Origin of the sequence: Alteromonas confluentis, assembly GCF_001757105.1 — a bacterium.
GTDB classification, from domain to species: domain Bacteria; phylum Pseudomonadota; class Gammaproteobacteria; order Enterobacterales; family Alteromonadaceae; genus Alteromonas; species Alteromonas confluentis.
Genome location: NZ_MDHN01000045.1, coordinates 1 through 13,060 on the forward strand (window position 1 = coordinate 1; position 13,060 = coordinate 13,060).

General features: G+C 47.1%; 15 protein-coding genes and 1 tRNA gene. 7 read left to right on the forward strand and 9 right to left on the reverse strand.

Annotation, left to right across the window (positions count from 1 at the left end):
- Positions 1–338 (forward strand): hypothetical protein (locus BFC18_RS21840; protein WP_211481057.1); only part of this gene is annotated, 338 nt, incomplete at its 5' end.
- 21 nt (positions 339–359) lie between these two features.
- Here the strand turns inward: BFC18_RS21840 and BFC18_RS20750 are convergent.
- Positions 360–451: transfer RNA gene (locus tag BFC18_RS20750), tRNA-Ser, on the reverse strand.
- 253 nt (positions 452–704) lie between these two features.
- Here BFC18_RS20750 and BFC18_RS20755 point away from each other — a divergent pair.
- The 5 genes from BFC18_RS20755 to BFC18_RS20775 are packed head-to-tail and all read left to right on the forward strand — an operon-like array spanning position 705 to position 2,747.
- On the forward strand, positions 705–1,370 hold the full coding sequence (locus BFC18_RS20755; RefSeq protein WP_070127680.1) for a Bax inhibitor-1/YccA family protein: 666 nt from the start codon (positions 705–707) through the stop codon (positions 1,368–1,370).
- Positions 1,371–1,424: 54 nt separating this feature from the next.
- Positions 1,425–1,778, forward strand: a complete 354-nt coding sequence (gene tusD / locus BFC18_RS20760; RefSeq protein ID WP_070127681.1) for a sulfurtransferase complex subunit TusD — start codon at positions 1,425–1,427, stop codon at positions 1,776–1,778.
- Positions 1,778–2,143, forward strand: a complete 366-nt coding sequence (locus BFC18_RS20765) for a DsrE family protein (protein WP_070127682.1) — start codon at positions 1,778–1,780, stop codon at positions 2,141–2,143. The genes tusD and BFC18_RS20765 overlap by 1 nt, the downstream gene beginning before the upstream one ends.
- Positions 2,143–2,406, forward strand: coding sequence for a hypothetical protein (locus tag BFC18_RS20770; protein ID WP_139139063.1), 264 nt, complete (start codon positions 2,143–2,145; stop codon positions 2,404–2,406). Before BFC18_RS20765 ends, BFC18_RS20770 begins: the two co-directional genes overlap by 1 nt.
- On the forward strand, positions 2,403–2,747 hold the full coding sequence (locus BFC18_RS20775) for a TusE/DsrC/DsvC family sulfur relay protein (RefSeq protein ID WP_070127684.1): 345 nt from the start codon (positions 2,403–2,405) through the stop codon (positions 2,745–2,747). The genes BFC18_RS20770 and BFC18_RS20775 overlap by 4 nt, the downstream gene beginning before the upstream one ends.
- A gap of 64 nt (positions 2,748–2,811) precedes the next feature.
- Here the strand turns inward: BFC18_RS20775 and serS are convergent, their stop codons facing one another.
- The 6 genes from serS to lrp form a co-directional block, all read right to left on the reverse strand.
- The gene (gene serS / locus BFC18_RS20780) at positions 2,812–4,107 is read right to left on the reverse strand and encodes a serine--tRNA ligase (RefSeq protein ID WP_070127685.1); all 1,296 of its coding nucleotides are present in this window, start codon (positions 4,105–4,107) and stop codon (positions 2,812–2,814) included.
- A gap of 10 nt (positions 4,108–4,117) precedes the next feature.
- Complete coding sequence (gene crcB / locus BFC18_RS20785; RefSeq protein WP_070127686.1) at positions 4,118–4,501, reverse strand: fluoride efflux transporter CrcB; 384 nt, start codon at positions 4,499–4,501, stop codon at positions 4,118–4,120.
- Between the two features lie 4 nt (positions 4,502–4,505).
- Positions 4,506–5,774 (reverse strand): replication-associated recombination protein A, encoded by a 1,269-nt coding sequence (locus tag BFC18_RS20790; RefSeq protein WP_070127687.1) that lies wholly within the window; start codon positions 5,772–5,774, stop codon positions 4,506–4,508.
- A gap of 41 nt (positions 5,775–5,815) precedes the next feature.
- Complete coding sequence (lolA, locus tag BFC18_RS20795) at positions 5,816–6,442, reverse strand: outer membrane lipoprotein periplasmic chaperone LolA (RefSeq protein WP_070127688.1); 627 nt, start codon at positions 6,440–6,442, stop codon at positions 5,816–5,818.
- Positions 6,443–6,447: 5 nt separating this feature from the next.
- Positions 6,448–9,105 carry a DNA translocase FtsK gene (locus tag BFC18_RS20800; RefSeq protein WP_070127689.1) on the reverse strand — a complete coding sequence of 886 codons (2,658 nt, stop codon included), beginning with the start codon at positions 9,103–9,105 and terminating at the stop codon, positions 6,448–6,450.
- 260 nt (positions 9,106–9,365) lie between these two features.
- The gene (gene lrp / locus BFC18_RS20805; protein ID WP_070127690.1) at positions 9,366–9,851 is read right to left on the reverse strand and encodes a leucine-responsive transcriptional regulator Lrp; all 486 of its coding nucleotides are present in this window, start codon (positions 9,849–9,851) and stop codon (positions 9,366–9,368) included.
- Positions 9,852–9,985: 134 nt separating this feature from the next.
- Here lrp and ald point away from each other — a divergent pair, with 134 nt between their 5' ends.
- Positions 9,986–11,113 carry an alanine dehydrogenase gene (gene ald, locus BFC18_RS20810; protein ID WP_070127783.1) on the forward strand — a complete coding sequence of 376 codons (1,128 nt, stop codon included), beginning with the start codon at positions 9,986–9,988 and terminating at the stop codon, positions 11,111–11,113.
- Between the two features lie 75 nt (positions 11,114–11,188).
- On the opposite strand, the gene pyrF is transcribed toward ald, so the two are convergent.
- Both pyrF and lapB read right to left on the reverse strand, forming a co-directional pair.
- Positions 11,189–11,881, reverse strand: a complete 693-nt coding sequence (gene pyrF / locus BFC18_RS20815) for an orotidine-5'-phosphate decarboxylase (protein WP_070127691.1) — start codon at positions 11,879–11,881, stop codon at positions 11,189–11,191.
- A 7-nt stretch (positions 11,882–11,888) separates the two neighbouring features.
- On the reverse strand, positions 11,889–13,058 hold the full coding sequence (gene lapB / locus BFC18_RS20820; RefSeq protein WP_070127692.1) for a lipopolysaccharide assembly protein LapB: 1,170 nt from the start codon (positions 13,056–13,058) through the stop codon (positions 11,889–11,891).
- Between the last annotated feature and the right edge of the window lie 2 nt (positions 13,059–13,060).

Below are 13,060 nucleotides of genomic sequence, written 5' to 3' on the forward strand. Positions count from 1 at the left end.
TCTCGTACAGATGCTTCTGGTTTATCACCAGAGACGGTGTCAGGCTTCCCCAGTTACTGCACTGGCTCCCTGTTAGAAATCCCACCCTCAAGCACAATACAGGACTGACCGAGTATCGGGCTTCACGCTATTTTGCACGCTTACCCTCCTGCATTGCCGAATCAGGTTCACTTTCGTTGTGTACTTCTAACTTCCTATGGCTTCCTTCAGACCCTGCCGTTAGCCAGCAACGCCCTTGCCATTCGGATTATCTTCCCCTCAGTCAGGGTGATTCAGGCTTCTTTCAACCTGACGGGTTTGCCAGCTTCGCTGGGCAAACAAACAAAAACACCGCCTGATAGGCGGTGTTTTCTAGAATGTGGCGGAGAGAGAGGGATTCGAACCCCCGGAAGGTTTGACCCTTCGCCTGATTTCAAGTCAGGTGCATTCAGCCGGACTCTGCCATCTCTCCGTAAGTGGTGCGTATCTTAATGATATTTTTATGGCTGTAAAGGGATAATTTTAAAAAACTGTTTAAGCGCTTATGTTTTAAACAAACTGGTCTGGATTTACCCCAACTTGCGTATTAATTAAACGTAAGATGTTACAAGGGGTGTCTTTGATGTGGAAAGCACTTGAAATATTGAACCAAAACCCATACAAATGACCTAAGATTACATCACCATATTTTTTTGGTTTTTAACGATATCCTTCTGGAGGAAACAATGGATCAACGTTCGATGTATGCAGGTGCATCTCAACAGTCAGTATTGCAAACCAATAAGGTACTTCGCAATACTTATATGCTGCTTGCCATGACCCTGGCTTTCAGTGCTGTTTGTGCCGGCATTGCCATGGCAGTAGGTATTTCACCTATTATGTCTCTGGTAATGACCATCGGCGCTTTCATCACTTTATTCGTAGTTCAGAAAAAAGCGGATTCTGCTTCCGGTATTTACTGGGTATTTGCTTTCACCGGCTTGATGGGTGCATCTTTGGGTTACACATTGCAGTTTTATCTCGCAATGGGTGGTCCGGGCCTTATCATGCAGGCTTTAGGTGCAACAGCACTGGTATTCTTCGCGCTTTCTGGTTATGCACTCACCACTAAGAAAGACTTCTCATTCCTGGGCGGTTTTCTGATTGTTGGTTTGGTTGTGGCCATAGTTGCTGGTATCGCTAACATATTCTTTATGGTACCTGCGGTTTCACTGGCAATTAGTGCAGCAATTGTTTTCATTATGTCTGGTTTCATTCTGTTCGATACCAGCCGTATTGTTAACGGTGGCGAAACTAACTACATTCGTGCAACAGTATCGATGTACCTGAACATCTACAACCTGTTCACAGCAATTCTGCATCTGTTAGGTGCGTTCGGTAGCGACGACTAATCGTTACCCGTGAGTCTGGAGAAAACACCCCAAACGGGGTGTTTTTTTATTTCTATGTCTAATTACACTGTCCTTGTTACATCAGCGCCTTATGACGACCAGGGAGTGTCTACTGCCCTTGCCTTCTGTCATCAGCTTTTGGCTGATGGACATCATATAGACCAAATATTTTTTTATCAGCGTGGGATTTATAATGCGATGCCCGCAATGGCCCCGCCGAATGATGAAACCAATTATTTCACGGCATGGAAAACACTAAATCAGAACCATAATGTCACATTACGGGTTTGTATGACCGCTGGCGAAAAGCGCGGTGTAAATGCAAATGACATTGTACCGTTTGAACAAACGGGTCTGGGTGAATTTTTTGCCGATTTACACAACAGCAAACATCTGGTGCAATTCTAATGGCTAAACTATTGATTAGATTGACCAGCGCACCTTATGGTACCAGCGATGCATCTGACGGATTGGATTTTGCACTTGCCGCTACGAACTACGGTCATGAGGTAGTGATAATATTCGAAGGCAATGGTCTGTATCAGCTATTGCCGCAAAAGAAAGTCAACGGGGTTAAAGATCAAAGCAAGCGACTTAAATCATTACCGTTTTTCGATATTGAAGAATGCTATTACGCGCAAAGCGATATAGAACGCCAGGGCATGAGTACACAAAGCTATTCATTAGATATCGTATCAGACTTAGCTGAGCCTCTCGACGATGCAGGAATTATCTTTCTTGTCGAACAAGCCGATCACGTGGTGACATTTTAATGATAGTAACGATTAATACGGCCACAGAAACCACGCAAATGTATCGCTACCTCGCTGCAGCGAATGTGGCAGGATCACCGGTGATATTGTTAGAAGATGGCGTGTATCAGGTATATAAACTTGCCAGTTTGTGCTCAACACTGAAAGTACGTCAGCTCGACGCCGAACAACGTGGTGTGCAAGTAGAAGACGCAGCCTTGATAACAGACAGTGAAATTGTAGTGCTTATAGAGCAATACGGTAAACAGGTAGTAGTGAAATGAGTGACACCCATTTTTTAGAGTATAACGGCGCGCAAATAGCGGTAGACAAAAACGGCTATCTTTTGGACCACACACAATGGGACGAAGGCATGGCGCCGCTTTTAGCTGAACAAGAAAATATTGAACTAACGGATGCGCACTGGGAAGTGGTGCGATTCGTTCGCGCATTTTATCTGGAATACGACACCAGCCCAGCTATTCGCGCACTGGTGAAAGCCATTGCTGCCGAGCACGGACCAGAAAAAGGCAATAGCCGCTATCTACAGCGCCTCTTTAAGAAAGGACCCGCAAAGCAGGCTACTAAACTGGCGGGACTGCCGAAACCGGCAAAGTGTTTATAATTTTCTATCAGACACAAAAAAGCGGAGTTAATTGCTCCGCTTTTTTTACAGCTGCCAGAAATTATCAGGAAGGTTTAATTTCTGTTACGCCAGCCATGTAAGGAACCAATACTTCCGGGACTTTCACACTGCCGTCAGCTTGCTGGTAGTTTTCAAGAACCGCTACCAATGTACGCCCTACCGCTAAGCCAGAACCGTTTAATGTGTGCAGCAATTCTGGTTTATTTGTTTCAGGGTTACGGTAACGTGCTTGCATTCTGCGCGCCTGGAAATCCAGCATGTTTGAGCAAGATGAAATCTCGCGATAAGTATCCTGCGCCGGTAGCCACACTTCCAAATCGTAGGTTTTGCACGAACCAAAGCCCATATCGCCAGTACACAACAAAACTTTGCGGTATGGCAGACCCAATTTCTGCAGGATCACTTCAGCATGACCGGTTAGTTCTTCCAGCGCATTAAAGGAATCTTCAGGCTTCACCAGTTGCACAAGCTCAACTTTCTCGAATTGATGCTGACGAATTAGCCCGCGAGTATCGCGACCATACGAACCGGCTTCACTGCGGAAACAAGGTGTATGTGCAGTCATTTTTACCGGCAATTGCTTCGCATCAAAGATTTCGTCACGGGCAATGTTAGTCAATGGTACTTCGGCAGTTGGGATCAAAGAAAGCCCCTGTCCTTCTTCCGTAGCGGGTTTGGTGTGGAAAAGATCTTCACCGAATTTTGGCAGTTGCCCAGTACCGTACAAGCTGTCATGGTTTACCAGGTAAGGTACATACATTTCCTGATAGCCGTGTTCGCCGGTGTGGGTGTCTAACATGAATTGCGCGAGTGCACGGTGTAAACGCGCCACCTGGCCACGCATTACCACAAAGCGGCTTCCTGTGAGTTTAGTTGCCACTTCGAAGTCGGCGCCCTTACCCAAACCTTCCGCGACATCAACATGGTCTTTTACTTCAAAATCGAAAGAAGCAGGTGTGCCCCACTTGGTAATTTCAACATTGTCGTTTTCGTCTTTACCTGCAGGAACAGAAGCATCCGGTAAGTTAGGAATGCCCTGTGTCAATGCACTGATCTCGCTAAGTAATGCATCAAGTTCGGCTTTTGCGGCATCCAGATCATCGCCTAACTGCCCGACTTCAGCCAACAGTGGTGCGATGTCTTGACCCTGTGCTTTAGCTTTACCGATAGATTTACTACGAACATTACGCTCGTTTTGCAATTCCTGCGTTTTGGTCTGTAAACCCTTACGCTTCTCTTCCAGTGCGTTAAATGCATCTACGTCCAGCGTGAAACCACGCTCTGCAAGACGCTTCGCGGTGTTATCGATGTCTGCGCGAAGTAACTTTGGATCTAACATGTAATTCTTTTTATCCTTTCATCATTGCTATGGCTGCCCAGCCTGCTAACAGGCAAAGGCAGACATTCAGTAACACATTGGCAACAGCTTTCATGATCAGGCCGTTTTCCAGTAGTGTCAGCGTTTCAATTGAAAACGTGGAGAAGGTGGTAAAGGCGCCTAATAAGCCCACACCAATAAGCGCCCGATACGGTGATTCCACCAGTTCGTGCCGCTCTATGAATCCATATAAAAGTGCCAGGCTGAAAGAGCCCACCACATTGACGGTGAGTGTACCAAACGGTAACGCTTTTCCAAACCAGGAATCGATGTTTGAACTAACAAAATAGCGCAAGCAGGCCCCCATGGCACCGCCAGCGGCAATATAACAGTAAAGTACAATCCCTGTTGGCATTGTGTTATCCCTTTTTATTCCATGCTTGTTGATTGAGTGCGTCGAGAAAATCCCGCTTCGCTTTTAGTTTTTGTTCCAGCCCACGCTCGGAAGGCTCGTAGAACCGATTCCCAGCAAGTTCAGGTGGCAGATACACTTCACCCGCCGCAAAAGCGTTTGGCTCGTTATGGGCATACCGGTACTCATCACCGTGGCCGAGCTCTTTTAGCAGTGCGGTTGGGGCATTTCGCAGATGAATGGGAACAGGATAATCAGGCGCTTTTGCGGCTAACTGCTTCGCCTGCGAGAACGCCATATAGACCGCATTGCTCTTTGGTGCCAGAGCACAATACACCGCAGCCTGAGCAATAGCCCGTTCACCCTCTGCGGGTCCAACACGATGATAACAGTCCCATGCGGTCACGCAAATGTGCAAGGCTCTGGGGTCGGCGTTGCCGATATCTTCAGACGCAATCGCCAGCAACCGTCTTGCTACGTACAGTGCATCGCCGCCACCATTGAGAATTCTGGCGTACCAATACAACGCGGCATCAGGATCAGAGCCCCTTACCGATTTATGAAAAGCAGAAATGAGATCATAAAACGCATCACCGCCTTTATCATAGGCTGCGACTTTTTCACCTACCGCTTGTTCAATGTCGGCAAGGACGATTTCGTCACCTTCAGCAAAATCACTGGCTAATTCGAGATACGTGAGCAATCTACGTCCATCCCCAGCACATAAACCAACCAGCGCACTGCGCGCTTCATCTGTAAGCGACAACCCGCGACTGCCAAGACCTTTCTCGGTGTCGTGTAATGCGCGTTCTAGCAAACGATTCAGCGCCTCATCGTCAAGTGCTTTGAGTACATATACCCGGGTTCGGGACAGTAACGCATTATTCAGTTCGAACGATGGGTTTTCGGTGGTAGCACCAATGAAAGTCACCACACCAGATTCAACAAAAGGCAAAAAGGCATCTTGTTGGCTCTTATTGAAGCGATGTACTTCATCGACAAACAACAGGGTTCGCTGACCATGACGCTTATCTATCTCTGCCTGTTCCATGGCAGCACGTACATCTTTCACACCCGCCGTCACTGCTGACAACCTCACAACTTTTGCATGAGTATATTGGGCAATCATTTCCGCCAAGGTGGTTTTGCCGGTGCCTGGCGGTCCCCACAAGATCATCGAGTGACACTGTCCCGCCTCGAGCATTTTTCTCAGCGGTTTACCCTCGCCTAATAAATGCTGCTGGCCTGCATATTCATCAATGCTGACAGGGCGCATCCGCGCCGCAAGCGGCGCGTAATCATCCTGGGAAAATAAACTCACCGCTGGTCGTCAACTATGTAAGAATCAGAAAAAGAAGGCGTAAAGGCATCGGCTGCCAGTGGAAATTGGGTCTCAACGGCACTGAATTTCAGACTGCTGATTTGCTCCTGCGCATCTAGCGTGGTTAAACCGACTAAGGCGTCATCACTGAAAATAAGGGTAAGTTCACGAATCTGTCCTTCCTGATTCACCGGCGTAACAAAGTACTCGTCACTAGCCGCATCCGCTTTTCTCACCACAAACTTTGACCAAGTTTCATCGTCCGTAGCAGTGATCAACATAATAGGGTTATCTTTAACCGCTTTTTTCTGATCGATAATCGTGACTTGCTCGACGAAAGGGTCGATATTCCAAACGGTTTCACCATCGGCCACCAAGGTATTTTCGTCGGGTGATACCGTTTCCCAGCGTAATTTATCCGGACGGGCAAGCACAATATTTCCATTGGCTTCATGAACCACATTACCTTCGGTGTCAGTAATGGTTTGTTTGAACATCGCTTTATACTGACTGATATGTGAGAGCAAGGTGCGCAATTCGGTGGTTGCCTGATCATCAGCCAACGCTACAGATGAAAAACTAAGAGAACATACCATTGCCGATAATGCTAAAACCTGACGCATATTAATTACTCCTTCGGTGCAGGTGGTGCCAGAACTTCCCGGTTACCGTTGTGGCCCGGTGAAGATACGACACCGTTTGCTTCCATTTGTTCTACCAGGCGGGCTGCGCGATTGTAACCAATTCTGAATTTTCGCTGCACTGAGGATACACTGGCACGTCGTGTTTCAGTAACAAATGCAACGGCTTCATCGAAGAAAGCATCGTATTCCTCATCGGTATTCTCTGACGCCTCACCGGGTAACAGAATTTCGGCTGACGATTCACCGTTTAGAATTTCATCGATGTAATTGGGTTTACCGCGCTTCTGCCAGTCGCTAACCACCGCGTGTACTTCATGATCGTCAACAAATGCACCATGCACCCGGGTAGGAACTGGGCTGCCTGGCGGCAAATACAGCATATCACCCATGCCGAGAAGGGCTTCTGCGCCCTGTTGGTCAAGGATAGTGCGGGAATCAATTTTACTGGATACCTGGAACGCAATACGGGTAGGAATATTGGCCTTAATCAGACCAGTAATAACGTCTACCGATGGGCGTTGAGTCGCAAGGATAAGATGTATTCCCGCAGCACGGGCTTTCTGTGCAATCCGGGCGATTAGTTCTTCTACTTTTTTGCCGACAATCATCATCATATCAGCGAATTCGTCCACCACCACGACAATCGCAGGCAATTTCTCGAGGTCAGGCGCTTCCTGCTCCATACTGTCTTCGGTACGCCACAGTGGATCTTTAATCGGCTCGCCGTCTTCAATGGCTTGCAGCACTTTGGCGTTATAACCTTTGAGGTTACGTACGCCCAGCGCAGACATTAGCTTGTAACGACGCTCCATTTCGCCCACACACCAACGCAAGGCATTGGCGGCTTCTTTCATGTCGGTAACCACTTCAGCAAGCAAATGCGGAATGCCTTCATATACCGAAAGCTCGAGCATTTTCGGGTCAATCATTATCATGCGTACATCTTCTGGCTTAGACTTATACAGCAAGCTCAGAATCATCACGTTCACGCCTACCGATTTACCTGAACCCGTGGTACCGGCTACCAGCAAATGTGGCATTTTCGCAAGATCAACCACCACAGGTTTTCCGCTGATATCCGCACCTAATACCATGGTTAGCGCCGATTTATTACTCTGGAAAGCGTCGCAGGTGATCACTTCTTTTAAGCTTACCATCTCGCGCTTTTTGTTCGGTAACTCAAGACCAATAACCGACTTACCAGGAATAACTTCCACCACGCGTACTGACATTGCAGACATAGCACGGGCTAAGTCTTTTGAAAGACCTGTAATCTTACTGACTTTCACACCAGGTGCTAAATCAAGTTCGAATCGGGTAATCACCGGGCCTGGATAAACACCTACCACGTTCGCTTCAATGTTAAAGTCTTTCAATTTGTCTTCAACCAGGCGGGAAAGCATGTCCATTTCCTCCTGGGTAATGGGGTTTTCTTTCCGATTCGGGCGATCCAACAGTTCAAATGAAGGCATGGGACCAAGTGCAGCAATTTCCGCTTTTTCTGCTTTTTTTGCAGCTACGGCCTCTGCCAACGTGGTAGGCGCTTTCGGCTTTTGCGAAGCAGGCGCAGTGCCCGACGTTTCAGGCTGTTGGGCAGCCGTTTGTTCTTCTGTCCACGGTGGCGTATTGATACCACTTTCCGTACTTGTGTTGTCGGTTTCTGAGACATCATCAAACGCAGAGAAAGTGGGTTCCGATTTTTCTACTTCGGGCTCTGATGAGGCTTTCTCTTTTGCTGGCATGACTTTTTCTTTTAAGCTGCTAAAAGAAAATCCTGAAGATTTGCTATCTTTGGTATCACCTTTGTCGCTGCTGCCTTCATTCAGGGTATATTCGGGTTCTTCTTCGTCAGCAAACACTTCATCTGGAATACTAAAAGAAGGTTCATCCCTGTTTGAACTGCCATATGTACGGCCGGTTGAAGTTTTCGTGGGCTTTTCATCTTCTGCAGGAGGCGCAGCCCTCAACGTTGTCACATCGAGAGAATCGTCACTCCCCTGCCCCGCTGATTTTTCTGGAGAAGAAAGCGCAAGACGTGGCATTTCAAGACCAATAAGCTGCTGCGGTACCGTGATCGTTTTGCGTCCAAACCATATGGTGGCACTTCCCAGACCATCGATTATATCCAACCAGCTGATGCCGGTTAGCAAGGTAAAACCGGTGCAGGAAAAACAAAGCAACAAAAGAATGGTACCGGCAGTATTAAAATACGGAATGAGCGCTGAACTAATGACATCACCCACAAAGCCGCCGGCAGAAAAGTTATACAAATCGTTGAAATTAATGCTGGCGATGCCTGTTACGCCCAACGCAATCAGCAAGCCGCCGATGATACGCAATCCGATAGTAAGATAATCGAACTCATCAAGATCTTTCACATGCTGGAAAAGAAACCAGCCAATGAAGGCAAAACAGAAAGGTAATAAATAGGCCAGCCAACCAAAGCTAAACAATAAAAGATCGGCAACCCATGCCCCGGTAGCACCAACCCAGTTGTGTACATCGAGTTGCAGCCCGGCCTGACTCCATCCCGGATCGCCGGGATGAAAGGAGGCTAATGCTAGTAGAATGAAGAAAGCGAACACACTGGCGACAATCATGCCGGCCTCGAGTAATCGCTGAACACCTGTTAAACGCGCCATAAACCCTAATCACTAATATCAGCCAGGCGTTTGTGTAAAGGCATATCCCTGCACACGGAAGACAACGCCGGCCTGTTTGAAACATTCATTATTATTTGCAACCCTGCTGAATCATGGCTGAATACAACCTGAAATTCCCTCGTTTCAACAGGTGTTTTTATAGCAAAAGCCTACCATAAAGGTAGCTTAGTTACCTATTTTAATCTGTCTACGGTACATCTGCATGACGACTTTCTAATCGAATTTTACCGACTCACCATTCATTTAAGGTTTATCCGTAAAGAGGTAGTGCTTTTCACTTCCTCCATCACCACGTAAGTGCGAGATTCACTCACGCCAGGAAGCCGCAATAATGTATCGCCAAGTAATTTTCGATAACTCGACATATCAGCCACTCTGGCTTTCAATAAAAAATCGAAGTCGCCAGAAACAAGGTGACATTCCTGGATGTCTTCCTGATCTTGAACGGCAGCAGAAAATTCTGCAAATATATCCACTGAAGTCTTTGTTAAGGTAATCTCAACAAACACCAACATAGCTGCGCCTAGCTTCTCAGGATCGAGGGTTGCATGATAGCCCTTAACGTACCCCTGCGCCTCTAGCCGCTTGACTCTTTCCAAACACGGACTCGGACTCAACCCCACTGATTTTGCCAATTCAACGTTAGAAATCCTGCCGTCTTTTTGAAGTTGAATGAGTATATTCCTGTCTATTCGGTCAAGGTGTTTTGGCGTTTTTACCAGCATATTATATTCCGTGATCTCCCTTTAACTCAGAATATAACATGGCATCTCAGAAATCTTCAGCACAAACTTCGTTTTTTCATCACGTATACTGCGGCACTTCAAAACACAATAAAACAGCAATGATTGAGGGTTCTATGTTAGTAGGTGTACCAAAAGAAATTAAAAACCATGAGTACCGTGTTGGCCTGACGCCAGCCGCCGTGAAAGAGTTTGTTACAAACGGTCATAGTGTCGTTGTGGAAAACAACGCAGGTACAGCGATTGGATTTACTGATGAAATGTATATCGCTGCTGGTGCACATATCGCTGCAACAGCGGAAGAAATTTTTGCCGAAGCAGAAATGATCGTAAAAGTGAAAGAGCCGCAGCCAAACGAATGTAAGATGCTGAGAAAAGGCCAAACCCTGTACACTTACCTTCACCTTGCCCCAGACCCAGTGCAAACAGAGCTTCTCATTGCCTCAGGCGCAACGTGCATTGCTTACGAAACAGTGACTGATGATCGTGGTGGCCTGCCTCTGCTAGCACCAATGAGTGAAGTTGCAGGTCGTATGTCTGTTCAAGCGGGTGCGCACTACCTTGAGAAAGCGCATGGCGGTAGTGGTACGTTACTCGGCGGTGTACCAGGCGTAGCGCCAGGAAAAGTATTAGTTATCGGTGGCGGCGTGGTTGGTATTAACGCGGCGAAAATGGCAGTGGGTATGGGTGCAGATGTCACTATTCTGGATCGCTCTCTACCTCGTTTACGTCAGATTGACGATATCTTTAATGGTCAGGTAAAAACAGTATTCTCAACAGTAGACGCTATCGAGCAATATTCTTCAAAAGCGGATTTAGTGGTTGGCGCGGTACTTATTCCGGGTGCGGCAGCCCCTAAACTGCTGAACGAAGAACACATCAAAGCGATGAAGCCAGGCTCAGTCGTAGTTGACGTTGCAATTGACCAGGGCGGTTGTTTTGCGACCTCTAAGGCAACCACTCACCAAGATCCTGTGTACATTATCGATGACGTAGTTCATTACTGTGTAGCAAATATGCCTGGCGGTGTTGCTCGTACGTCAACTATGGCGCTGAACAATGCAACTCTGCCGTTTGGACTGGCATTGGCCAACAAAGGGCCTAAGCAAGCCATGCTCGACGACAAACATTTGTTGAACGGACTGAACGTTCACGAAGGTAAAGTGACTTACAAAGCCGTAGTTGATGCTTTAGGTGAACAGCTGGGCCTCACCTACACGCCAGCAGAAGAAGCGTTGAAATAATCAGTAGTAGTTACTGAAAAAGCCCCGCTGTGTGCGAACACAGCGGGGCTTTTGTTTTATAAACCACAATATATTTTAAAGTGATGCGTTTACTTCTTTTAATACGGTAATGGGCTCGGCGGCCTGGGTAATAGGACGGCCCATTACAAGGTAACTCACGCCGGCTTCCATCGCATCGACGGGTGTCATCACACGTTTTTGGTCGCCAACATCACTGCCCGCAGGACGAATACCCGGCGTGACCAACAAGAAAGGTGCCTTCATGGTTTTCCGTAGAAGCACGGCTTCTTGTGCCGAACAAACAACACCATCCAGGCCCGCTTCAAAAGTGAGCGCCGCAAGCTTTTCAACCTGCTGGGCAGGTGTTACACCAGGAACAACGCGTTGAAGTTGTGCTTCATCCATACTGGTTAAAACTGTTACGGCGATCAGTTTGGTTTGTGGATGAGAGCTGGATTCAATGGCCAGTTTCGCTGCTTTCATCATTTCCAGGCCGCCACTTGCATGGACATTTACCATCCACACGCCCATTTCTGCTGCCGCTTTACATGCTTTGGCAACCGTATTCGGAATGTCGTGGAATTTGAGATCAAGAAAGATATCAAAGCCTTTATTCTGAAGCTTTTTAACCAGTTCTGGGCCGAATAAGGTAAACATTTCCTTACCGATTTTCAGCCGGCACAGGCTTGGGTCTAGCTGGTCAACAAATGCCAGGGCATTGTCTGCATTGTCGTAATCGAGAGCGACGATGACTTTAGGATCTTGCATGAGAGATTTATTCTCCGTCTAAGCCTTTGATGGGTTTTACTACATTCCATTTCTTACAGGATGGGCATAGCCAATACAGTTTTCTTCCGGAAAACCCGCAACTTACACAGCGATACTTGGGACGCTGCTTAATCTGTTCTTCAACCAAACCTTTCAACAAACGTAAACTATCTGCGGATTCAGTATCGTTGATTTGGTCTATATAAAGCCCCATGAGGGTTTTGAACCCTTTCATGGTAGGACGCTTGCGCAATTGATCAAGCAAATATTGGGCGGCTTCAGATGTTTTACCCTGGTGAATTTTAATATCGACCATGGCGAGATAAGACGTTGCACATTCTTGCCAATGTGAAGCCAATGCTTTCTCGAAACCATCCCAATCTCCGGTTTCGTTAGCGATAACTTCTAAGCTAGGTACCGCTTCACTAAACCAGTTCAGGTCGTGTTCGGCAACTTGAATAAAATAGGCATTCGCATCGGAATATCGTTTTTGGTCTAATGCAATATGCCCCAGCATGAGCCAAGGACGTACAGCATGCTCATCAGCGTTTACCGCTTTTTGAAGCAATATCAGTGCGTCGCCCTGCTGACCATTGCTCTGTTCTATTTGTGCCTGCTCGCAATAAAAATGGGCAAGCCGTTCACTCACATCATCTGTATCGCCATGGCATTCCACCATACGCTCAGCAAGCTCGATGGCGCGCTCCCATTCTTTGGTTGTCTGATAAATGCTGAATAATTGTTGCTGAGCGACCTGATAGTGCCTATCGCTATTCAATAATTGCAGATAAGCGCCTTCTGCACGTTCCAGAAAACCGGCCTGCATGTAATCTTTGCCCAACTCTTTAAGCGCGTTTTCTTGCTGTGTACCCTGAATTTCCTCTTTTGAAACCAGGTTTTGATGAATTTTGATGGCGCGATCTATTTCACCGCGATGCCGGAAAAAGTTCCCCATGGCGATGTGAGTCTCCACCGTATCGCTATTGAGGTTGATCATCTTGATGAGTGTATCGACAGCCTTATCAGGCTGATCGGATAATAGAAAATTGAGGCCTTTATAATAATGACGAGATAATATGCTCGATTGTTTCCGCTGCGCTTGACGCACACTGTTGCGGCCCATTATCCAACCGTAGCCGGCCGCAACAGGCAAAAGAAGAAACAACAATTCCAGCATAT